Raw genomic sequence first — 23561 nt, forward strand, 5'->3', positions numbered from 1 at the left:
GGCTGGGGGTGTTAGTCGTATGAATGGGGTCCAGGGGAATGGCCAGGTGCCCTCGCGCGTTCACCCAAGGCACCGAACGAGACGAAGGAGCACTGGACGATGGCGGGCACTGTGACGATGTACAGCACCACCTGGTGCGGCTACTGCCGCAGGCTGAAGGGCCAGATGCAGCGCGAGGGGATCGCGTACACGGAGGTCAACATCGAGCAGGACCCGGAGTCGGCGGCCTTCGTGGAGAAGGCGAACGGCGGCAACCAGACCGTTCCGACCGTGCTCTTCCCTGACGGTTCGACGCTGACCAACCCGTCCCTGGCGCAGGTGAAGGAGAAGATGGGGGCCTGAAAGTCCCCTCTTCGCGGCCCCGTGGGGCGGCCGGTCCGGTCTGGACCGATGCCGCCCGGCGGGGCCTTCGTGTTTTCACCGCACGAGTGGGGCTGGGGGCCGTCGTGTTCAGGTGCGGTGGCGGAGCTGGGACCGTCGTGTTCAGCCGTGGTGGCGGGGCTGCGGCAGGGGGCGGCCGTACCAGCGTTCGACCAGGCGGGCCGCGATCGAGATGCCCGAGGGGGGAAGCACCTCGCCGGACTCGATGGCGGCCCGCAGGTCGTCGCGGGAGAACCAGCGGGCCTCTTCGATCTCTTCGCCGTCCACCTGGATGTCGGGGCTGGTGGCACGTGCCATGAAGCCGAGCATCAGGCTGGAGGGGAAGGGCCAGGGCTGGCTTCCGACGTAGGCGACGGGGCCGACGGCCACGCCTGCCTCCTCGGCCACCTCGCGGCGTACGGCGGCTTCGAGGGCCTCTCCCGGTTCGACGAAGCCCGCCAGGGTGGAGAACCTGCCTTCCGGCCAGTGGACCTGGCGGCCCAGCAGAGCGCGGTCCTGTTCGTCGGTGACGAGCATGATCACTGCCGGGTCCGTGCGCGGATAGTGTTCGGCACCGCAGGCGGAGCAGCGGCGGACGTGACCGGCGGCGGCGATGGCGGTGCGCTCGCCGCAGCGTGAGCAGAAGCGGTGCGTGCGCTGCCAGTTCTCCAGGCCGATGGCGTGGGTCATCAGTGCGCTGTCGCGGTCGGAGAGCAGCACGCCCGCCTCGCGGAGCCCGGCGGGCCGCGCGATGTCGTCCATGCGCCCCGGCAGGGTGTCCTTCTGGAGCGCGAAGTAGCGCACCCCCTCCTCGTCCGTGCCCAGGAAGTAGCGGTGGGCCTCGGTGAAGGGCGCGTCGAAGGAGGGCATCGTGACGAGTTCCGTGGTGCCGTCCTCCTTGTCCTCGATCAGGGCCTGACCGCCGGAGACCACGAAGACGCGGGTGGTGGGGTGGCTCCAGGCCGCTGCGAGCCAGGCCTCGTCCAGGCGGTGGTGGGAGGCACGGTCGATGCCGCCGGTGGCGGTGAGGCTGATCGGCTGTTCCGCTTCGGGGGCGGCCGGTGCGGAGCCGGTGGCGTGGCCCGCGGGGCTGCCGGTGGCATCACCGGTAGAGCGTTCGGGGCGGTCCGGGCGGTCGATCGAGGTCGAGGTGGTCACGGTGTGTTTCCTACTCCCCCAGGTGTCGGCGCCTCCCTGCCCGGCGGCGGGTCAGGGGGCGGTCGGTGGGTGTGGTGAGGCGGCCGGGCGTGCCCGCACGGGGCGCCCAGTGGGTTCTCGGTAGGGGCGGCCGGCCCGGTCTCAGCCCGCGCTCCAGCGTGCCGCGAGGTCGTCCCACAGGTAGGCGGCCGTCTCCGCGCCCTTGAACAGGAGATCGATTTCGACCTTCTCGTTGGGCGCGTGCCAGCCGTCCGAGGGGACGGAGATTCCGAGGAAGAGCACCGGAACTCCGAGGGCGTCCTGGAGGTCGGCCGCCGGTCCCGAACCGCCCTCCCTGGTGAAGCGGACCCGCTGTCCGAAAGCGCGGCTCATGGCGCGGGTGAGGGAGCGCAGCGCGGGGTGGTCGAGCGGAGTGAGGCAGGGGCGGGTGGCGCCGAAGAAGGTGATCTCGTGCTCGATGCCGGCGGGCACCCGGTCGGCGACCCACTCGCGCAGCGTCTGCTGGATCTTGCCCTCGTCCTGTCCGGCGACGGTGCGGAAGGAGAGCTTCAGCTGTGCGTGGGCGGGCACGATGGTCTTGCCGCCGGGGCCCTGGTAGCCGCCACTGATGCCGTTGACTTCGGCGGTGGGGCGGGCCCAGACCCTCTCCAGGGTGCTGTAGCCGTGCTCGCCCAGTGTCGCGTGGGAGTGGGCGGTGCGGACCCAGGCGTCCTCGTCGAAGGGCAGTTCGGCGAAGAGGGTGCGCTCCTCGTCGGTGAGAGGGATGACGCCGTCGTAGAACCCGGGCAGTGTCACCCTGCGGTCCTCGTCGTGCAGTGCTGCCGCGAGGCGGGCCGCTTCGAGGGCCGGGTTGGGGACGGCACCGCCGAAAGAGCCGGAGTGGATGTCCTGGTCGGGGCCGCGCAGGTCGATGTGGCAGTCGGTGAGGCCGCGCATTCCGGTGCAGACGGTGGGGGTGTTCTCGTCCCACATGCCGGTGTCGGAGACGACGACGGCGTCGCAGGCCAGGCGTGCGGCGTGGTCGCGCAGCAGGGCGGGGAAGTGCGGGGAGCCGGACTCCTCCTCCCCCTCGATCAGCACTTTGAGGCCGACCGCCGGTGCGGTGCGTCCTGTGGCGGCCAGGTGGGCGCGGACGCCCAGGGTGTGGAAGAGCACCTGCCCCTTGTCATCGGCGGCGCCGCGCCCGTAGAGACGCCCCTGCCGCTCCTGGGGCTCGAACGGTTCGCTGTGCCAGCCGTCGGCGACGGCGGCGGGCTGCACGTCGTGGTGGCCGTAGACCAGCACCGTGGGGCCGGCCGGGTCGGCGGCGGGCCACTCGGCGAAGACGGCGGGCGCCCCGTCGGTCTCCCAGACCTCCGCGACGGGGAAGCCGGTGGCGCGCAGCGCGGCGGCGAGCCAGTCGGCACTGTGCCGCACATCGTCCGCACGCCCCGGGTCGGCGGAGACGGAGGGGATGCGCAGCCATGCCGACAGGTCGGCGAGGAAGGCGGAACGCTGGTCGTCGATGAAGGCCCGGACGGCGTTGTCCGGAGGAGCCGGGGTGGTGCTCATGCCATCGAGCCTAACGGTCATCGGGGGATTACTCGTCAGCCGAACGGTGGCCGGCGCCCGGCTCGGCGGTGTCGCTGCCGCCCTGTCCGACAGAGCCGGCCTCGCCCGGTGAGCCCGTGTGGGGTCCGGGTGGCGCCTGGTGGTTTCGGCGGAAGGATTGCGCCTCGCCGTGCCCGACTGATTCGCCCTCGCCCTGGCGGAAGGCTTCCGCCTCGCCCTCTCCGACGGTGCCGCCGGTCAGCAGCCTTTCCAGACCCGCCCGGCCGGGCAGCCGCTTCGGACGGACCAGTTCACCACTGCGTACGTACAAGAAGCCCGCGCTGACCGAGGACAGCGGGACACTGTGCTGCTCGGCCCACGCCAGCCGGTAGACGGCCAGCTGGAGAGGGTCGGCGTCCTGACCGCGCCCGGTCTTCCAGTCGACGATGTCGAACATCACACCGCCGTCGGCCGCCTGGTCGCGGTAGACGGCGTCGATACGGCCGCGGATGACGCGCCCGGCAAGCAGCAGCTGGAACGGTGCCTCGACGCGGTAGGGGGTGCGGTGGGCGTAGGGGGAGCGTTCGAAGGCTTCCTTTAGCGCGGCCAGGTCCCGTTCGTCCGCGATGGCCGGGGGCTCGCCGCCATCCGGGCCCTCGCCGTCCGCGCCGGGCAGCTCGTCGGGGCCGAGCATGGGCAACGTCAGCTCCTCGAAGCGGGACTCCACCCAGGCGTGGAACCGGGTGCCGCGGCGGGCCGCGGCGGGCCGCGGCGGGCGTGGCATGGGGCGGGCGAGCTCCCGTGCGAATCCCTCCGGGTCGGCGGCTACGCGCAGCAGCTGGGTGGCGCTCAGTGTGCGCGGCAGCGGTACGTCCCGTACCGCTGCCCGGGAGCGGCGCAGTTCGCCTGTGAGGGCTTCCAGGTCGCGGTCCCATGCCGCGGCCAGGCGGGCCTCTTCCGGGGTGAGGCCGGCAGCGCCGCTGTCGCCGGTCACGCCGTCCATGGCTGCGGGCTCACGTCCGGGCTCACATCCGCGCTCTCCTCCGGTCCCGCGCCCGGCCGCCCCTCCGGACCCGTTTTCTACGCCCCCTTCGGTCCCGTGCCCGGCCGCCCCCTGGTCGCCCGGTCCGGCCGCTTTTTCGGGCTCCCTCTCATCGCCGGGTCGTTCCGCCCCGGCTTCCGTTTCGCCCTCCCTCCGGGCGTCCGTCACGGCCCCGACGGCAGGTGCGCCATGGAGGTAGGACAGGACCGCGTCGGCAGCCGCCCGGCGGTGGGCCAGGGCGGTCGGGTCCAGCGGCAGAGGCCAGGCACGTTCCTCGTCGGACTCCTCCAGAGCGGGGTTGACCGCGTCCTCCTCCGGCGGGTCCGCCCAGTGTTCGACCTCACCGTGCGCGGGGTCGGTCTCACAGTGGGCACGCAGGGCCTCCAGGAAAGCGGAGGGGCCGCGGGGGCGTTTCTGGGCCGGACCCCACCAGTGTCCTGAACCGAGCAGCAGGCTGCGGGGACGGGTGAAGGTGACGTAGCCGAGACGGAGCTCCTCGGTGGCCTGGTGGGCACGCAGCGCGTTCTCGTGCCCCTTGAGGCCCTTGGCGTTCCATTCGGGGGCCGACGGCAGGGTGGCCGCGTCGCCGCGCAGCGCATAAGGCAGCACCTTGGGCTGGGTGAGCCAGGTCTCGCGCGCCTGCTCGCTGGGAAACTGCTTGGCGACCAGTCCCGGTACGGCCACCACGTCCCACTCCAGGCCCTTGGACTTGTGGGCGGTCAGCACCTTGACGGTGTTCTCGCCGCCCGGCAGGGAGCTGTCGAGGCCCTTCTCGTGCTGCACGGCGGTGCGCAGGAACGCCAGAAAGGCCAGGAGGGTGGCTTCGCCGTCCAGGGAGGCGAAACCGGCGGCGATGTCGAGGAACTGGCCGAGGGTCTCGCGCCGCCGCGCGGCGATCGCCTGCGGGGAGGCGGCCAGCTCCACTTCGAGCCCTGTGGCGGCCAGCACCCGGTGGAGGACGTCCATGAGCGGGTCGGCCAGGGAGCGGCGCAGCTCGCGCAGTTCGGCCGCCAGCCTGGCGAAGCGCACCCGGGCCTCGGCGGAGAAGGGCAGCTCGTCGTCGTGTCCCTCGCTCTCCAGGAAGGTGTCGAGGGCGTCGGCCAGTGAGCGCACCTCGGCAGGGTCGGCGCCCTCCACGGCGGCGGCGAGCCGCTCGTCGGGGTCGGCGCCGGAGCCGCCGCGCTGGTGGGCGACCAGCAGCGCGGCACGGCGGCCGAGCAGCGCCAGGTCGCGGGGGCCTATGCGCCAGCGCGGGCCGGTCAGCAGCCGGACGAGGGCCGCGTTGGAGGTGGGGTCCTGGAGGACCTCGCAGACGGCCACCAGGTCGGCGATCTCCGGCAGGTGCAGCAGCCCGGACAGGCCCACCACCTCGACGGGGAGCTCCCGCTCGGTCAGCGCACCCTGGATCTGGGCGAAGTCGCCCGCGCCGCGGCACAGCACGGCGATCTCGCCCGGCGGGGTGCCGGTGCGCACCAGGTGGGCCAGGGAGTCGGCAAGCCAGTCGATCTCCTGGGCCTGGGTGTCCAGCAGCGCGGCCCGCACCCGGCCCGCCCGGGCCGCGTCGGGGGCGGGGCGCAGCGCCTCGACCCCTTCGTGCCGCTCCCGCAGCGGCGCGGCCAGGCCGTTGGCCAGGGTGAGCAGCCGGCCGCCGCTGCGGCGGTTCTCGCTCAGCGACTGACGGCGGGCCGGGGTGCCGTCGGCGCGCGGGAAGTGGCGGGGGAAGTCGTCCAGGTTGGCGACGGAGGCTCCGCGCCAGCCGTAGATGGCCTGGCAGGGGTCGCCGACGGCGGTGACCGGGTGCCCGGTGCCCTGCCCGAACAGTCCCGCCAGCATGACGCGCTGCGCGACGGAGGTGTCCTGGTACTCGTCCAGCAGGACGACGGAATACTGCTCGCGCAGCGCCCGCCCGACGTCCGGCAGCCCGGCGAGGCGGGCGGCGAGGGCGATCTGGTCGCCGAAGTCGATGCGCTCGCGTTCCCGCTTGCGGGCGCGGTAGGTCTCCACCAGGTCAAGCAGCTCCTCGCGGGCGCGGGTGGCCTGGGGGACCTTGCGGAGTTTGTCGTTGGTCAGCCGGGCGCCCTCGAGCGAGGCGAGGAGTTCCGCGTCGTGGACGCGGGCCTGCTCGGGGGTGACCAGGTGTTCGCTCAGTTCGGCGTCGAGCGCCAGCACGTCCTCGACGAGGGCGGGGACGGATTTGGTGAGCGCCTCGTAGGGGCCCTCGGCGGCGCGCAGCACCCCGGCCGCGAGCTGGAAGCGGGTGGCGTCGGCCAGCAGCCGCACGGACGGCTCGATGCCCAGGCGCAGCCCGTGCTCGCTCAGCAGCCGCCCGGCGAAGGCGTGGTACGTGGAGATCTGCGGCTCTCCGGCCTCCGCGCTGCCGGGGACGGCCGGGTCGGGATCGGTGACGCCCGCCCTGTGCAGGGCCTTGCGGACGCGGTCGGCCAGCTCACCGGCCGCCTTGTTGGTGAACGTCAGGCCGAGAACGCGGTCGGGGGCGACCTGCCCTGTGCCCACCAGCCAGACGACGCGGGCGGCCATGACGGTCGTCTTGCCCGAACCCGCACCGGCGACGATGACCTGCGGGGCGGGCGGCGCGGTGATGCAGGCCGTCTGCTCCGGGGTGAACGGGATGCCCAGCAGCTCGGCGAGCTGTCCGGGGTCGGTGAGTGGTGCGGGCACTCCTCAGACGCTAGCGGGCGCGGCTGACAGCCGAGCCGGGGCGGGGTCATGGCCGCGCCCCGGCTGGTCCGCCGCCCCCGCCGGCGGGCCGCCCCACTGACCCGGCCGGTGCACCACCGGCCGGGTCATTCCACGATCTGGCGGCCCTCCGGGCGGGCCGAACACGCGGAGCGGAACGCGCAGTGGGCGCAGTGCTGTCCCGGGGTCGGGGTGAAGCGTTCGTCCAGCACCCGGGCGGCTGCCGTGGCCAGCAGATCCCCCACCCAGTCGCCGCCGGAGCCATCGGAGCCACCGGAGTCACCGGGGCCACCGGGGCCGCCCTGTGGGGCGTCAGGGCCGGAGCCCCCAGGAGCGCCGTCGGGGACCGAGGCGCCGTCGGGGACCGGGGCGCCGCGGGGGCCGCTTTCCGGCTCCTGTCGCTGCACCACGGGCAGGGTGTCGCCGCCGTCCCGCTTGGCGGCTCCGATGCGCAGATGCACCAGTTCGGCCCCGCCGGGTTCGGGGCGCCGTCCGTCGAACAGCGCGTCCGCCGCACCTTCCCGTACGGCGAGCTGGTACACGGCGAGCTGGGGGTGGCGCTCGACCTCGGGGCCTGTGGGGCGGGCGCGGCCTGTCTTGAAATCGACGACGTAGGCGCGGCCCTGGGCGTCCCGCTCGACGCGGTCCATGCTGCCCCGGATGCGGACGGCGTGCTCGCCCGCCCGCAACGTCACCTCGAAACCGTGTTCGCTTCCAGCGGGCTCGCGGCCCTCTCCGCGCTCCATGACGTGCCAGCGCAGGAACCGCTCCAGCGCGGCACGCGCGCTCTCCTTCTCCTGCCGCGACTTCCACGGCGCCTCGAAGGCGAGCCCGTCCCACACCGCGTCCAGCCGCTCCATCAGCACGGACAGATCCGCGGGACTGCTGCCCGAGGCGACCTCGTCCGCCAGGACGTGCACCACATTGCCGAAACCCTGAGCGGCCGTCGCCGGCTCGTCGGCCTTCACCTCACGTGTGAGGAACCACTGCAGCGAACAGGTGCGCGCCAGCTGCTCCAGCGCGCTGCCGGACAGCGCCACCGGCTGGTCTCGAGCGCGCAGCGGTACGTCGGAGCGGGTCGGCTCGGCCAGCCCCCACCAGCGCTGCGGATGCGCCGCCGGGACCAGCGGATAGCCCTCCTCGTCGCGCTCCCCCGCGAGCCGGGCCAGCCTGCGCGCCGCCGCGTCCCGCAGCGCGGGCGAGGCCCGCGGGTCGACGGTGGTGGCGCGCAGCTCCGCGACCAGCGCGGGCACCGACAGGGGGCGGCGCGGGCGGCTCGCGACCTGCCGGGGCTCGACCCCCAGCTCCGCGAGGAACCGCGAGGGCTGGTCGCCGTCCTCCGCCTGGGCGCGGACGGCCGTCACCACCAGGCGCCGCGAGGCGCGGGTGGCCGCGACGTAGAAGAGCCTGCGCTCCTCGGCCAGCAGCGCCCCCGCCGAGAGCGGCTCGGCGAGACCGTCGCGGCCGATACGGTCGGCCTCCAGGAGGGAACCGCGCCGCCGCAGATCCGGCCACAGCCCCTCCTGCACTCCGGCGACGACCACCAGCGGCCACTCTTGGCCCTTGGCCCGGTGCGCCGTCAGCAGCCGTACGGCGTCGGGGCGTACCGCGCGCTGGACGAGGGTGTCGGCGGCGATGTCCTGGGCCTCCAGCTCCGCGAGGAAGTTGAGGGCGCCCCGGCCACCGCCGCGCTCCTCCGCGCGGGCCGCCACCGCGAACAGGGTGCAGACGGCGTCCAGATCGCGGTCCGCGTTGCGGCCTCCGGCGCCGCCGCGGCGCGCCGCCCGCTCCAGCCGGTCGGGCCAGCTGGTCCCCATCCACAGCGTCCACAGCGCCTCCTCGGCCGTGCCGCCTCCGGCGAGGAGCTCGCGGGTCTTGCGCAGCAGCAGCCCCAGGCTGTGCGCGCCCTCCACGGAGCGGCCCTGAGGCGCCGCCGAGGCCGTCAGGGACTGCGGCGTGTGGGCGACCAGCCGTTCGGGCTCGGCGAGCGCCTCGGCCAGCAGCACGTCCGAGGGGCGGGGCACCCTGGCGCCCGCCGCGCGCTCCTCCTCGCGCAGTGCCCGGCCCAGACGGCGCAGGTCGGACGCGTCCATCCCGCCCAGCGGAGAGGTCAGCAGGGTCAGTGCGGTGTCAGTCTGGAGCACGGTGCGCTCTGCCAGCGCTCCCTCGGCCGCGACCCGCAGCGCTGTCAGGAGCGGGGTGATGGCCGGTTCGTGGCGCAGCGGCACGTCGTCGCCGTCCACGTCGACGGGCACCCCGGCGGAGACCAGGGCGCGCCGCACCACGGGCAGCGAGCGTCCGCCCGCACGCACCAGCACGGCCATCTCGCCCCAGGGCACGCCCTCCTCCAGGTGCGCACGGCGCAGCAGGTCGGCGATGTGCTCCAGCTCGGCGCCGGCCGTCGGGTAGGTGAACACCTCGACCCGGCCGGCAGCGGACGGCGGCGCTCCCGCCTGTTCAGGGAGCATCCGCCCCTCCTCGGCGCCGGCCCGCAGGCCCGTGGCACGGGGGGACGGGACGCCGGGGACGGAAGCCGGGGTCGGTGTCGGGGTCGGTGTCGGGGTCGGAGCCAGGGCGCGGTGGGCGCGGACCGCGTCGGCGGGCAGCCGGGTCAGCGGCATGCGCTCGGTCAGCCGGCGGGTCGCGGCCGGCAGCGGGGGCGCGAAGCGGTGCGCCGTGCGCAGCACCCGGACCGGTGCGGGGGCGCCGGAGGGCTGCCGGAAGACGTCGGGGAAGTCCAGGATGCCGTTCACGTCCGCACCGCGGAACGCGTAGATGGACTGGTCGGGATCGCCGAACGCCACCAGCGTGCGGGCCCCGCCGCCCGCCAGCGCGCGCAGCAGCCGCACCTGGGCGGGGTCGGTGTCCTGGTACTCGTCGACGTAGATCGCGTCGTAGGCGCCGTCGAGCCAGGAGGCGACCTCGCCGCGCTCGGTGAGCAGCGCGGCCCGGTGCACCAGCTCCGCGTAGTCGAGGACGCCCTGCGCGTCGAGCACGTCCAGGTACTCGGCGAAGAAGCCGGCCGCGGCCCGCCAGTCGGGGCGGCCGGCCCGCCGCGCGAAGGTGTCCAGCGCGGCCGGGCCGAGGCCCAGCTCCCGGCTGCGGGCCAGCACGGCCCGCACCTCGTCGGCGAAACCGCGGGTGGTCAGGCAGGCGCGCAGCTCATCGGGCCAGCGCACCGTCGCCCGGCCCCTGCTCTCCAGCGCGAGCTGGCCCTCCAGGAGCTCCCGGATGTGCAGGTCCTGCTCAGGGCCCGTCAGCAGGCGCAGCGGTTCGGCGAACAGGTCCGCGTCCTGGTGGGCACGGAGGAGCGCGTAGCAGTAGGAGTGGAAGGTGGTGGCCTGCGGCGCGGTCGAAGCCGCGCCGTCCGCCGCTTCGGCCAGCCGGGCCGTCATCCGGTCGCGCAGCTCGACGGCGGCCTTGCGGCTGAAGGTGAGCACCAGGACGCGTTCGGGGTCGGCGCCCTCGCACACCCTGCGGGCGACCGCTTCGACCAGCGTGGTGGTCTTGCCGGTCCCGGGGCCGGCGAGGACGAGAAGCGGGCCGCCCCTGTGGTCAACCACGGCGCGTTGTGCCGCGTCAGAGGCAGGGAGATCGACAGGTCCCGCCGGGGTGCGCACCAGCCGGTACGCGCCGGGCCCGCGGGACCGCTGATGCGCCTCGGCAGTAAGGGAGGGACTCACGTGGATCGCCTAGGGGGAGGTCTGTGCGGGGTGGTACAGACGCTACGCCAGCGGGCACATGTGCCGCAGCGCATCGCTCCTGTACCCCGTACGGCCGCGGTGCTCCGTACGACCGCGGTACTCCGTACGGCCGCGGTACTCCGTACGGCCGCGGTACTCCGTACGGCCGCGGTACTCCGTACGGACTCCGGGGTGCATGGGGCCGGGACGCATGACGGAAGCTGGACACTGTGAGCAGCCGCAGCGCGGGATCATCCGCGCTCCCCGTCCCAGCGGGCCCGGCGCATGTCGATGCGCGGGACGTGCCCCGGGGTGCCGGAGGCGGCGGAGGCGGCCCGCAGCGGAGTGCCCTCCGCGTGGTAGTGCGCGAGCGCCTCGCGCTCCTTGCCGGGAAGCGGCACGCCGTCGGCGCGCACCACGCGCCACCAGCACACCGCGCCGCCGTACAGCGCCATGACCCGGCCCACCTGACGCGGGCCGCCCTCCTCGAGCCACTCGGCGATGTCCCCGTAGGTCAGCACGCGGCCGGCGGGGATCAGGTCGGCCACGTCCAGTACGCGCTCCGCGTAATCGGGCAGCTCGGGCAGGGCGGCCCCGTCCGCGTCGGGCGGCACGGACGGTTCGGCCCCGGGCGGTGCGGTCAGGCCGGGGGACGGTCGCCCGCCTCCGGGTTTTCCAGGCATACGGGCCATGCTGCCTCATGCCACCGACAGCCGTGCCACGTCGCCCACAGCCGGCACGCGCGGCCCGCCGATTCGTCCCCGGGGACCCCGGAATGCACCCTCGTGCTCCCGGTGAGTCTTCCCTCGTGCCACCATCTTCCGGGCGGTGACGAGTGATACGGGACCAGGACGAGACGGAATCCGGACAGCGGCACGGTGACGGCCCCCCGTCAGGGGGCGCACCCGCCGCGGACAGTGCTGCCCACGGGGACGGCGGGTCCCTCGGCAACCAGGAGAGCAAGCCGGAACCCGGCGAGGAGACGGCACCGGGCCCGAAGGCCGACTCCGGCGAGGAGAGCGGAGCGGACGGGAAGGCCGGACAGGGCGGGAAGAGAAGCCGGGAGGACGAGCAGGCCGGGGAGACGGAAAAGTCCGAGGACGCGGAGAAGACCGGGGACACGGAGAAGACCGAGGACGCGCGCAGGGCCGAGGGCGGGGAGAAGTCCGAGGAGGCGGAGCGGGCAGGGAAGACCGAGCCGCTGGCGCCCGGCGAGAAGCTGGAGGCAGTGGCCAAGGGGGACCGTATCGAGATCGAGAGCGACGAGCCGCTGCTCTCCGCCCGGGTGCACCGCCCCTCCGACCTGTTGCGGATGGTGCTGGGGCTGCTGGGCATCGCGCTGGTCCTCACCATCGCCAACTTCGCACACGGCACCACCGCAGGACTCGAACAGGATATCGACAAGGGCACCGCGGAAGCGCCCGACTTGCTCATCAGCCTGACCGGACTGGCCTCCAGCATCGCCGTCCTGCTCGTGCCCGTCGCGTTCGCGATCGAGAGGCTGATCAAACGGGACGGGCTGCGCATCGCCGACGGTGTCCTGGCCGCCGTACTCGCCCACGGCGCCTCACTGGCCGTGGACCTGTGGGTGGCACAGGCGGCGCCGGACTCGATCAGGGACGCGCTGACCAAGGCCATCACCCCGCAGGACGCCACCACACCGGTGCACAGCTACCTCGCTCCGGTCATCGCCTACATGACGGCGGTCGGCATGGCGCGCCGCCCCCGCTGGCGGGTGGTGCTGTGGGGCGTCCTGCTGCTGAACGCGTTCGCCGTCCTGGTGCCCGGGTACACCACCGCCTTCTCCATCGCCGTGACGATCCTCATCGGATGGTCGATCGCCTACGGGACGCTGTACGCGGTCGGCACCCCGAACGTCCGGCCGACGGGGCAGACGCTGCTGGCGGGGCTGCGCAGGGTGGGTTTCAAGCCCGTCGGCGCGCTGCGCGTGGAGGAGGCGGGCGACGCCGACAAGCGGGACCACAACGACCGGGGACGCCGTTACCGGGTGACCCTGGAGGACGGGGCACCGCTCGATGTGACCGTGGTCGACCGCGAGCAGCAGGCACACGGGTTCTTCTACCGCGTCTGGCGCAGGCTGGCCCTGCGCGGGATCACGCAGCGCCGCAGTCTGCAATCGCTGCGCCAGGCGCTGGAGCAGGAGGCGCTGCTGGCCTACGCGGCGATCTCCGCCGGTGCCAACGCGCCCCGGTTGATCGCCACCTCCGAGCTCGGTCCCGACGCCGTGATGCTCGTCTACGAACACCTGCCAGGACGCAGCCTGGACGCGCTGGCCGACGAGGAGATCAGCGACGAGCTGATGCGCACGGCCTGGCAGCAGGTCGAGGCGTTGCAGTCCCGGCGGATCGCCCACCGCAGGCTGGTCGGGGACGCCCTGCTGGTGGATCGTTCCGGCGCCGTCTACCTGACGGACCTGCGCGGCGGCGAGATCGCCGCGGGCGACCTGATCCTGCGCATGGACGTCGCCCAGCTGCTGACGACGCTCGGGCTGCGCGTCGGGGCCGAACGCGCGGTGGCGGCGGCCGTGGACGTGCTCGGTCCCGACGCCATCGCCGACAGCCTCCCGCTGCTCCAGCCCATCGCGCTCAGCCGCAGCACCCGCACCACCCTGCGCCACCTCGCCAAGGAGCGCGCCGAGCGGGAGCGCGAGGCGGTCATCGAGGCCTCCCGCGCCAACAAGGAGGCCAAGGCGAGGGAGGCCGGAGCCCGCGGCGAGGCCGCACACGAGGCCGAGGCGGCCGGAGGCCGCGCGCACCGCAAGTCGCTGCGGGCGGAGAAGAACGCCGAGAAGAAGGCCATAGACGAGGCGCTGGAAGAGGCACGCGAGGAGGATCTGCTGGCGCAGATCCGCCATCAGGTGCTGCGCATCAGGCCACAGGCTCCCATAGAGCCCGCCCGGCTGGAGCGGATCAGACCGCGCACCCTGGTCAGCTTCATCGCCGGCACCCTGGCCGCCTATTTCCTGCTCACCCAGCTCTCGCAGGTGCCGGTGGACGTGGTGCTGGACGCCAACTGGGCGTGGGTCGGCGGCGCCGTGGCCTTCTCCGCGCTCACCTACGTGTGCGCCGCGATGTCCCTGCTGGGTTTCGTCCCGGAGAAGGTGTCGTGGTGGCGGACGGTGCAGGCGCAGATCGCCGGCTCCTTCGTGAAGCTCGTCGCCCCTGCGGCGGTCGGCGGCGTCGCCCTCAACGCGCGCTTCCTCCAGCGCGCGGGGGTGCGTCCCGGGCACGCGGTGGCGAGTGTCGGCGCCTCCCAGCTCTTCGGGCTCGGCAGCCACATCACCCTCCTGCTGCTGTTCGGCTACATCACCGGCACCGAGCACACGCCCACCCTCTCGCCGTCCCGGGCGGTCATCGCGGGCCTGCTGACGGCTGCCGTGCTGGTGCTGATCGTCACGGCGGTCCCGGCGCTGCGCAGGTTCGTCTCCAACCGCGTGCGCTCGCTGTTCGCGGGGGTGGTGCCGCGGATGCTGGACGTGGTGCAGCGACCGCAGAAACTGCTCACGGGCGTGCTGGGGATGCTGCTGCTGACCCTGGCGTTCGTGATGTGCCTGGACGCGTGCGTGCGCGCCTTCGGCCACGAGACGAGCTACGCCAACCTGGCCGTCGTCTTCCTGACGGCGAACGCGCTCGGCTCCGCCGCCCCCACGCCGGGCGGTCTCGGCGCCGTCGAGGCCGCGCTGATCGCCGCGCTCATCGCCTTCGGGGTGCCCAAGGAGGTGGCGACCCCGGCTGTTCTGCTGTTCCGGCTGATGACGCTCTGGCTGCCGGTACTGCCCGGCTGGCTGTCCTTCACCCAGCTGACCCGCAAGGGAGCGCTGTAACAACGGAGGGCCGCGCCAAGGGAGCGCTATTACGGCAGTGCAGCAGCAAGGGGGCGCTGTAGCAAACCGAACGCTGCGGCAGGGGAGCACTGTCACGGGAGCGGCAGCAGCAAGGGAGCGCTGCAACAACGGAACGCTGCGGCAGGGAGCGCTGTAGCGAACCGAACGCTGCAGCACACGAGGGCGGTGGCAAGGGAGCGCGGGAAGGCCGTACACCCTAACGCTCCACACAGCGCGCCTGGCCCGCCCCGCCGTACGCACGATGAACGTCCCACCCTCTGCACGGGAGGACGTCCCATGCGCCATACCCGCTCCCTGCGGCCCGGTGCCGCCCTCGTGGCGGCGCTCATAGCAGCCGCGGCCGTCGCGAGCGGCTGCGGCAGCGGCAGCGACGACGCGGACGGCACCGGGAAACAGGCGGCCCGCCCCGGCGTCCGCAGCTCCTCCGCGTCGGGCAGCGCCCCGGACTCCCCCTCCGCCTCCTCCACCCGGCCTTCCGGCCACGCCACCGGGCCTCCCTCCCCGGCGCTGCCCGACTCCGTCACCCGGCAGAAGCTGACCTGGTCGCGCTGTTCCGAGCCGAACGCCGCACAGGGCACGGACGCCGGCTCCCCTTCCCCGCTGCCGGGCGGGACGCGCTGGGAGTGCGCCGAGCTGAAGGTTCCGCTCGACTACGACGAGCCCAAGGGCAGGACGATCGGCATCGAGATGATCCGGGCCGCCGAACGCAAGGGCGGCGGAAAACGCATCGGCTCGCTGCTGTTCAACTTCGGCGGGCCCGGCGGCTCCGGGGTGGCCACACTGCCCGCCTTCGCCCGGGACTACGAGAAGCTGCGGGGCCGCTACGACCTGGTGAGCTTCGACCCTCGCGGGGTGGGCCGCAGCGAGGGGGTGAAGTGCCTGAGCAACCAGAAACTGGACGGCTACTTCGCCGCCGACTGGACGCCGGACACCGACACGGAGGAGAAGCGCCTCTTCGCCCGCCAGGAGAACTTCGCCGACGGCTGCGAACGGCGGGCCGGGACGCTCCTTCCGCACCTGACGACCGAGAACACCGCCCGCGACATGGACGTGATGCGCCAGGTGCTCGGCGACGAGAAGCTGCACTACTTCGGCATCTCCTACGGCACCGAACTGGGTGGTGTCTACGCGCATCTGTACCCGCGCAACGTCGGGCGCGCCGTCTTCGACGCCGTCGTCGACCCCCGGTCCACTCCGGTCGCCGGCTCGCTCAGCCAGTCCAGCGGCTTCCAGCTGGCTCTCGACAACTTCCTCAAGGCCTGCGCGGCACGCGGCGAGGACTGCCCGGTGGGCGAGGACCCCGACGAGGGAAGGCAACGGATCACCGATCTGCTGGCCGGGCTCGACGCCGAGCCGATGCCCACCGACAGCGGCCGCAAGCTGACCGAGTCCCTGGCCGAGGGCGGGATCGCCCAGGCGCTGTACGCCAAGGACACCTGGCAACTCCTCTCACGGGGGCTGGAGGAGGCGCTGGTGGACGGCGACGGCAGCACTCTGCTGCTGCTGGCGGACGCGCTCAACGGGCGCAACCAGGACGGCACCTACAGCACGCTCCAGTCCTCCCTGACAGCCATCAGCTGCGCCGACAGCCGGCAGCGTTACGGCGTGCGGGAGATCAAGTCCGAGCTTCCCGACTTCACCGAGGCGTCGCCCGTCTTCGGGCCGATGTCGGCGTGGGGGCTCTCCTCCTGCCACGACTGGCCGGTCGAGGGGCAGTGGGCCTCCCCGCCGGTGGGGGCATCGGGCTCCGATCCGATCCTGCTCGTGGGCACGACCGGTGACCCCGCGACCCCCTATGGGGGCACACGCGCCATGAAGGAGGAACTGGGCGAGGGCGTCGGGGTGGAGGTCACCTACCGGGGCGAGGGCCACGGCGCCTACGACAGTGACAACACGTGCGTGCGGCGCGCGGTCGACGGCTACCTGCTGCGCGGGAAGGTCCCCGAGGACGGCACGCACTGCCGGTGACGGCCGCGCCGACGCCGACGGGCGGTGCCCCCGTGATCAGGGGAGCACCGCCCTTGCGCGGACAGAAGACACGGAGAGAAGGCACGGGCAGAAGGCACGGACGGAAAGCGCCCGGACAGCCGCCACCCGGGCAACGCCGCGCGACCGAGCGGATCAGCTCAGTAGACCGGCTTCTCGGGCTCGATCTGGTTGACCCAGCCGATCACACCGCCGCCCACGTGCACGGCGTCGGCGAACCCGGCGTTCTTCAGGACCGCCAGCACCTCGGCGGAGCGGACACCCGTCTTGCAGTGCAGGACGATCTTCTTGTCCTGCGGGAGGTCCTGGAGCGCGTTGCCCATCAGGAACTCGTTCTTGGGGATCAGCCGGGCGCCGGGGATCGAGACGATCTCGTACTCGTTCTGCTCGCGCACGTCGATGACGTCGAGCTGCTCACCGTCGTCCATCCACTCCTTGAGCTGCTTGGGAGTGATGGTGGAGCCGGCGGCGGCCTCCTGCGCCTCGTCGGAGACGACGCCGCAGAACGCCTCGTAGTCGATCAGCTCGGTGACCGTCGCGTTGGGGCCGCAGATCGCGCAGTCGGGGTCCTTGCGGACCTTGACCTGGCGGTAGGTCATCTCCAGCGCGTCGTAGATCATCAGGCGGCCGACCAGCGGCTCACCGATGCCGGCCAGCAGCTTGATGGCCTCGTTGACCTGGATCGAGCCGATCGAGGCGCACAGGACGCCCAGCACGCCGCCCTCCGCGCAGCTCGGCACCATGCCGGGCGGCGGGGGCTCGGGGTACAGGCAGCGGTAGCAGGGGCCGTGCTCGCTCCAGAAGACGCTCGCCTGGCCGTCGAAGCGGTAGATCGAACCCCACACGTACGGCTTGTTCAGCAGTACGCAGGCGTCGTTGACCAGGTAGCGGGTGGCGAAGTTGTCCGTGCCGTCCACGATCAGGTCGTACGGCGCGAAGATGTCCATCACGTTGGAGGAGTCGAGCCGCTCCTCGTGGAGATTGACCTGGGTGTAGGGGTTGATCCCCAGCACCGTGTCCTTCGCGGACTCCGCCTTCGAGCGACCGATGTCCGCCTGGCTGTGGATGACCTGGCGCTGGAGGTTCGACTCGTCGACCTCGTCGAACTCGATGATGCCGAGCGTCCCGACACCGGCGGCGGCGAGATACATCAGGGTGGGCGAGCCGAGACCCCCCGCGCCGACACACAGCACCTTCGCGTTCTTGAGCCGTTTCTGACCCTCCATCCCGACATCCGGGATGATCAGGTGACGTGAGTACCTGCGGACCTCGTCGACGGTGAGCTCATCAGCTGGCTCGACCAGGGGTGGCAGTGACACGGAGACTCCGATGGTCGGTGGGACGTGCGGGAAGTCACCCGCCCGGAGGCGGGCCGTTCCTCTCGTAACACTGCCACGCGCTATCTCATTCCGAGACACCAGGTCCAAGACACGAGACGATCTCGTCCCAGTACCCGGGCAGCGTCTCCCACGGGTCCTGGCCCGCGCGGCGGGTGCGGTCCGTGAAGCAGACGGTGCCCGCACCCTGCCAGCGTGCGATGCGCAACGCCTCCTCCAGGTGCAGACGCGGCAGCGAGTGCACCAGGTGGCAGAAGCGCTCGGCGGGGTGTGCCGCCGTCCACTCCTCGGCCTGTGACCAGCGGTAGTCCGCCCAGTTCCCGGCATAGGTGACGAGTTGGTCGACGCACTCCAGGTAGGCAGGGTGCGAGGGCCCGCCGGGCGCCAGGACGAGATGCCCGCCCTCGTGCTCACCGCCCAGGAGCGCGCGCAGGGTCGCCGCCAACCGCTGGACGTGCCCCAGCCGGTCCGCGCCGCCGGGGGCGTGCACCAGGTGGAAGCCGTCCACCCGGTACCAGTCCAGGAACCGGTGCGCCTCGGAGACCAGCTCGCCGAATGTCCGCGTACCGTCCCGCATGTCGAGACGGCCCAGGAGTGCGACACCGGCAGAACGCAACGCGACCGCCGCGGGCGCGCAGTACGGGTCGGGGCGCGCACCGGGTCCGTCGGCGATGTCCAGCACCACCCAGTGGAGCGGCCCCGCTTCCCTGTCCGGCCCGGGGAAGGCGCCGACCCCGGGCCGGGAGAGCTCCGCCCACTCCGCGGGCGCCAGCATGGGGTGGGCGCAGCCGGGAACACCCAGGCCGAGCCGACGCACCCCGCTGCCGTCGCCCGCCCGGCGGGCCCGCCCCGGGGGTGTCGTCAGATACGGCATGCGGCCTCCATCCAGATGTCGGCCAACGACTCCTCCATCCCGATGCGCGGTCGCCAGCCGAGCCGGTCCCTGGCCGTGCGGACGTCCGCCTGCTGCCAGGCGCCGCACCCGTCCGGGTACGGATACGCAGCAGGCGGGCCGGGCGGGGCCGCGGGGGCCGGCTGCGCGGGATGCGTCGCGTGCGGGCCGTGCTGCGAGGCCGCGGGGTGCTGCACCGGGTGGTGCGGGTGTGCGCCGTGCTGCGCGTGGGCCGCGTGGTGGGCCCCCTGGAGGGCGTGGGCGGCGTGGGCCTGGGCGGGGATCACCGGCACCTGCGCGCCCGGGCCCGCGGGCCCCCCAGGACCCGCCGGTCCGCCGGGGCCCGCATGTCCGCCAGGGCCTCCGTGGCCGCCGGGCCCGGTGCCGTGTGCGCCCGCCACGGCCCCCGGAGGCCCGTCGGCGGGTGCCGGTCCGCCGCTCTGCTCGTGCACGGCCCCCGCGTATCCGGCGACGCGGGCCAGCAGCGAGGCGGCGTCCCGCAGTCGCACGGCTCGGCCGGTGCCGATGTTGACGATGCCCTGGGCCGCCGACAGCGAGGCGGCGTGCACGGCGCGCGCGACATCCCGTACGTCGACGAAGTCGCGCTGCACCCCCAGCCCGCCCAGTTTCAGTTCGCTGTCTCCCTGCTGCATCGCGCGCCGCATCGCCTCGGCGATGCGCCCGAGGGGCGACCCCGCGGGGGTGCCGGGCCCGATGGGCGAGAAGACCCGCAGCACGACGGCGTCCAGGCCGGAGGCGAGGACCAGTTCCGTGCCGGCCAGTTTGCTGACACCGTAGGGGCCCCCGGGGCGCGGCACCGCGTCCTCTCCGGTGGAGGAACCGGACTGGGAAGGTCCGTACTCGGCGGCGCACCCCACGTGCACGAGACGCGCGCCGCAGCCGCTGCGGCGCAGCGCCTCGCACACGGCGGCGGTGGCCACGACGTTGTGCCGGATCAGCTCCCGCCCGTTGCCCCTGGTGCTACCGGCGCAGTTGATGACGACACCCGGGTGCACCGCGTCCAGGAAGCGGGTGAGCGCCCCGGGGCTGCCGGTGGACAGGTCGAACCGCACGTCCGCGTCGTCCCCCCTGCCGAGCGCGGTGAGCTGCACGGCGGGGTCCGCGAGCAGCCGGTCGGCGACGAACCGGCCCAGGTATCCGCTGGCGCCCAGCAGCAGCACCCTCATCGTGTGACCTCCTCGTGCGGGAGGCGGTCCTGAAGCGGTCGCACGGCTGTGTGGGCCGGCCGCCCTGCGGTGCCTCGGTGTGCCGACTGCGCGTGGGTCATGGGGTTGTGCTCCTTGTCGATGTCAGGCAGGGGGCTCGTAAGCCCGTGCCGGTACGGGGGCGGGAGGACGGCGCGCTGCTCACGCGGGCGCCGCCTCCCGGTGGTGTGCGGAGGCCTCCCGGTGGTGTGCGGAGGCGCGGGACAGGGCGACGAACGCGTACGCCAGCAGGACGAGGGCGGCGCAGCCGCAGGCCGCCAACGGAACGGCCGCGGTGCCCTGGTGTGCCGCCAGTGCCTCCGCCGGCCGGCCCAGCGCCTGCAACCAGGGCAGTCGTGCGACCTGGACGGACAGCAGGACGGCGGCCTCCAGCCCGCATGCGGTCACGAGCCCGGCGCGGGCGGCCTGCGAAAAGCCGTGCGCGCCCAGCAACAGGGCGGCGAACAGCAGCAGCGCCAGAGCGGCGGTGGCCGCGGTGGTGGGCCCGGCAGGCACGTCGGCTGCCTCGGGCCCGGCGAAGAAGCCGTCGGCCACCGTGTGCGCCCCCCACTGGAGCGCGGGGAGACTCACCGCGAACGCGAGCACCGCCAGCGCCAGCAGGGGCCGCACGCGGGCGGAGAACTCCTCCAGGCTGCGACACCCGGCGAGCTTGCGCCGGGCCCCCCGGGCGAACCCGCGCGCGCACCACAGTGCGGGGGCGAGGGCCAGCACGAGGCTCAGGGGGACGCCGGGCCGGGGCGGCGCCGGGGCGCTGCCGGGAAACTCGGGCCCGCCGCCGAGCAGTTGCCGCAGCAGCCAGTCGCCGTAGAGCGCGTATCCGATCAGCCAGCAGACGCACAGGAACGGCAGCACGGGGAACGGCCGCGGCCTCGTACCGGCCGCGCGGGGTGTGGCCGCGGCGGCGCGTACGGCCGCGACGCCGCTGCCCAGCACCGCGCCCGCGCCCACGGCGCAGACGGCGGCGCGCACCGGGGGCGGTGCGCCGTCCAGCAGGACGAGCCAGGCCAGGGTGCCCGCGCACAGGAGACCGGGCAGCAGGGGAAGACCGAGCGCGGCGGCCCCGGCGAGCAGCCGCGCCGCCGCCGGGCCGCGGGCGGGCCGGGTGGACTCCGCCTTGGCGTCCGGGTGCGCGGAGCCGGGAACGGTGCCGGTGCCGGTGCCCAGGTCGGCGCCGAGGCCCAGGTCGGGACCGGCACCCAGGTCGGCGCCGAGGCCGGCGCTCAGGTCCGTGCCGGCGTCGGGACCGGGAGCGGACGTGGAGCGGAGGGCGGGCGTGCGGGCCGGTGCGTCGTCCTCCCGCCGGGGGGCGCGGGCGTACAGCTCCTCCGCGAGGGAGAAGACGTCACGATGCCGGCACGAGGCGACCGTACGGTCCGTGACGCCGTTGGCCTCCAGCCCGGCGGCGATCTCCAACGGATCGACTGCCCGTTCGCACAGCGTGCTGTGCCGGCTCAGCAGCACACGGACGGGGTCGGCGGAGCCGGGGACGGGGCCGACGGAAGCGCGGTGGGTGTTCACGGGGTCGTCGCCTCCTCCGGTTCGGCGCCGACGGCGGCGCGCTCCGGTGCCGCGCGCTCCGGTGCCGCACGCCGCGGTGGCGCGTTCCGTGCGGGGGCCCCGTCCACCGGGCGGTCCTGTCCCGCCCAGCTCGGGGTGTGCGCGACGCCGCCTGTCGGGACGCGAGTGGTGTTCGTGCGGCGGCCGGCGCGGCCGGCCGTGCCCGCCAGGCGGCGTCCTTCCGGGCTCGCAGGGGCGGTACCGGCGCCGCGCCGGGGCGTGCCCGCCCAGCGGCCGGGCACGTGGGACTCGGCGGGGCGCGCGAACAAAGACGCCTGGTGGGCGACGTCATCGTCCGGCGCGGCTGTCCGATCGGGTGCGTGCGCACCGGCCGGGCGACGGGCCAGCATCTCCAGGTAGAGGCCGCGGAAAGTCTCCACGTTCTGCCGCACGGTGAACAGTTCGAGCGCCCGCGCACGCGCGGCGGCGCCCAGGCGTGCGGCGCGCGCCCGGTCGCCCAGCAGCGCCGCGCACGCCTCGGCGAGCGCGCGCGGGTCGCGCGGCGGGACGACCAGGCCGGTGCCGCCGATGACCTCGCGGACCGCGCCGACCTCGGTGGAGACGGTCGCCCGCCCGCAGAACATGGCCTCCACCAGCGAGACGGGGAAACCCTCCACCGCGCTGGAGAGCACCACGACGTCCCCTGCGGCGTAGGCGTCGGCGAGGGTGGGCACGGCGCGGCTGCCCACCGCGTCGAAGGCGACGGGAGAGACGCCGTCGGCATCCGCGGGGAACAGCCGTGCGGCCAGTGCCCGGCACAGCGGCAGGTAGGCGTCGTCTCCGTCGCCGCTCACCGTCGCCTGCCCCGGCCGGCCGTCGGCGCCACCGGTCTCCACGATCCGCAGCCGCGCCGCCGGCAGCGCCTCCCGCACCTGCGCGAAGGCGTGCAGCAGGGTACTCACGTCCTTGGCGGGGCCGATCCGCCCTGCCCATACCAGCGTCGGCGCACCGCCCGGGCGGCACCCGCCGCGCGGCGGCAGGTCGGCGGTCCGCTCCCCCACGGCGTCGAACGGCGCCGGGTCCATGCCCGGATAGACGGTACGCAGCCGGGCGCGGTCCGCGCCGCACCGCTCCTGCCACATCCGGTCGTGCGCGTTGCCCGGGGTGATCACGTGGGCCCGGGCGTAGGCCTCCTGGGTCAGCAGCCGTTGGAAGGAGCCGAGCAGGGCGCGCACCGGGGCGCCCGCCACCCCGCGTGCGACGGCTCCCGTCGCACCCGCGGCGCTCGCCAGGTAGTGCGCGCGCAGCCGCACGCCGTACTCCGTGATGAGCAAGGGGACCCCGCTGACGCGGTGGGCCAGGAGCCCGGGCAGTGCGGCGGGCCCGGCGCCGACCGCGTGACACAGGTCGGACGCCGACAGGCCCGCTTCCCCGCCCCGCAGTCCGTACCAGTCCAGCGAGAGCGGACGCAGCGCGCGCTCCAGCCGCTCCGTGACCGCGAGGAGATCCTCGACCTGCGCGCCGTGCGCGGCGCGCGGCGCGCCCGGCGCGCGGCAGGCGGCCTGCAGGATGCGTACCGCCTGTTCGGAGCGGAGGGCGGCGCTCAGCCCCTCGCGTTCGGCCGCCAGTTCGGCGAGCCCGTACAGGCCTGCGGCGAAACGGTCCGCCTGCGACGTCGCGACCGGCGCCCCGGCGGCGGACCCCGAGGCGGAGCCGGCGGCGGGCGCGGTGCCCCGGAGCGCGCCGCCCCGCACCCCGTACTGCGCGGTGCAGACGGCCTCGGCGAGCAAGGAGAAGTACTCACGGAAGCGACGCCTCTCGCGCCGTCCGTGGAAACCGTGTCCGCGCCCGCGCACGGTCGCGCCGGCCGGCCCTCCCGGGCCCCACAGCGGCGCCGTGCGCACCCGCGTCACGTTCGCAGGCAGCTCCCACCAGCCGGCCCGCTCCTGACGTGCGCTGCGGCTGAGGGCGTGAACGGCGAACTCGTGGCCGTCCAGGCCGCGCAGCAGGCGGTCGCACCACAGCGCGGACTCACCCCGCAGATAGGGGTAACCACCTTCCGTAAGCAGTGCGATGCGCATGTGCGCACCCCCAACCCTCTTCGCGGCGTGCCACCGGCCGCGAACGGCTCGGTGGCGGGACGCGGACGACGCTATGCGCGCCCCCGTCGCGCGATGGACGGTTGTCCGTCACACCACCGGAAGGGGTGAAGACCCGTGACTTTCCCGCGCGTCACGCGTTTCCCCGCACTACAGGAGCCGCCCCCCACAGGAGCCGCCCCCCACAGG

General features: G+C 74.1%; 13 protein-coding genes. 3 read left to right on the plus strand and 10 right to left on the minus strand.

Annotation, left to right across the window (positions count from 1 at the left end; all coding sequences use genetic code 11):
- Positions 1–99: 99 nt before the first annotated feature.
- Positions 100–342, plus strand: coding sequence for a mycoredoxin (locus tag AB8Z75_RS14150; protein ID WP_369201860.1), 243 nt, complete (start codon positions 100–102; stop codon positions 340–342).
- Between the two features lie 141 nt (positions 343–483).
- On the opposite strand, the gene nudC is transcribed toward AB8Z75_RS14150, so the two are convergent.
- The 5 genes from nudC to AB8Z75_RS14175 all read right to left on the minus strand — a co-directional run bounded on the left by nudC (position 484) and on the right by AB8Z75_RS14175 (position 11153).
- On the minus strand, positions 484–1395 hold the full coding sequence (nudC, locus tag AB8Z75_RS14155; protein ID WP_369201872.1) for an NAD(+) diphosphatase: 912 nt from the start codon (positions 1393–1395) through the stop codon (positions 484–486).
- 264 nt (positions 1396–1659) lie between these two features.
- On the minus strand, positions 1660–3069 hold the full coding sequence (locus AB8Z75_RS14160; RefSeq protein WP_369201861.1) for a M20/M25/M40 family metallo-hydrolase: 1410 nt from the start codon (positions 3067–3069) through the stop codon (positions 1660–1662).
- Positions 3070–3097: 28 nt separating this feature from the next.
- Positions 3098–6769 (minus strand): UvrD-helicase domain-containing protein, encoded by a 3672-nt coding sequence (locus AB8Z75_RS14165; protein WP_369201862.1) that lies wholly within the window; start codon positions 6767–6769, stop codon positions 3098–3100.
- Between the two features lie 125 nt (positions 6770–6894).
- Entirely contained in the window at positions 6895–10470 is a 3576-nt protein-coding gene (locus AB8Z75_RS14170; RefSeq protein WP_369201863.1) for an ATP-dependent helicase, read from the minus strand.
- Between the two features lie 251 nt (positions 10471–10721).
- Positions 10722–11153 carry an MGMT family protein gene (locus AB8Z75_RS14175; RefSeq protein ID WP_369201864.1) on the minus strand — a complete coding sequence of 144 codons (432 nt, stop codon included), beginning with the start codon at positions 11151–11153 and terminating at the stop codon, positions 10722–10724.
- Between the two features lie 152 nt (positions 11154–11305).
- On the opposite strand from AB8Z75_RS14175, the gene AB8Z75_RS14180 reads away from it, so the two are divergent.
- Both AB8Z75_RS14180 and AB8Z75_RS14185 read left to right on the plus strand, forming a co-directional pair.
- The gene (locus AB8Z75_RS14180; protein ID WP_369201865.1) at positions 11306–14314 is read left to right on the plus strand and encodes a flippase-like domain-containing protein; all 3009 of its coding nucleotides are present in this window, start codon (positions 11306–11308) and stop codon (positions 14312–14314) included.
- Between the two features lie 297 nt (positions 14315–14611).
- On the plus strand, positions 14612–16303 hold the full coding sequence (locus tag AB8Z75_RS14185) for an alpha/beta hydrolase (protein WP_369201866.1): 1692 nt from the start codon (positions 14612–14614) through the stop codon (positions 16301–16303).
- A gap of 158 nt (positions 16304–16461) precedes the next feature.
- Here AB8Z75_RS14185 and moeZ read toward each other — a convergent pair whose 3' ends face one another.
- The 5 genes from moeZ to AB8Z75_RS14210 all read right to left on the minus strand — a co-directional run bounded on the left by moeZ (position 16462) and on the right by AB8Z75_RS14210 (position 23354).
- Positions 16462–17640, minus strand: coding sequence for an adenylyltransferase/sulfurtransferase MoeZ (gene moeZ / locus AB8Z75_RS14190; RefSeq protein ID WP_369201867.1), 1179 nt, complete (start codon positions 17638–17640; stop codon positions 16462–16464).
- A gap of 85 nt (positions 17641–17725) precedes the next feature.
- Positions 17726–18532 carry a spherulation-specific family 4 protein gene (locus AB8Z75_RS14195; RefSeq protein WP_369201868.1) on the minus strand — a complete coding sequence of 269 codons (807 nt, stop codon included), beginning with the start codon at positions 18530–18532 and terminating at the stop codon, positions 17726–17728.
- Positions 18520–19737: an NAD-dependent epimerase/dehydratase family protein gene (locus tag AB8Z75_RS14200; RefSeq protein WP_369201869.1), complete on the minus strand. Its 1218-nt coding sequence runs from the start codon at positions 19735–19737 to the stop codon at positions 18520–18522. The genes AB8Z75_RS14195 and AB8Z75_RS14200 overlap by 13 nt, the downstream gene beginning before the upstream one ends.
- A gap of 180 nt (positions 19738–19917) precedes the next feature.
- Positions 19918–21294, minus strand: coding sequence for a hypothetical protein (locus AB8Z75_RS14205; RefSeq protein WP_369201870.1), 1377 nt, complete (start codon positions 21292–21294; stop codon positions 19918–19920).
- Positions 21291–23354 (minus strand): DUF3492 domain-containing protein, encoded by a 2064-nt coding sequence (locus AB8Z75_RS14210; protein ID WP_369201871.1) that lies wholly within the window; start codon positions 23352–23354, stop codon positions 21291–21293. Before AB8Z75_RS14210 ends, AB8Z75_RS14205 begins: the two co-directional genes overlap by 4 nt.
- Positions 23355–23561: the final 207 nt, after the last annotated feature.

The sequence above is a fragment of the Streptomyces sp. PU-14G genome (assembly GCF_041028275.1).
GTDB lineage: Bacteria > Actinomycetota > Actinomycetes > Streptomycetales > Streptomycetaceae > Streptomyces.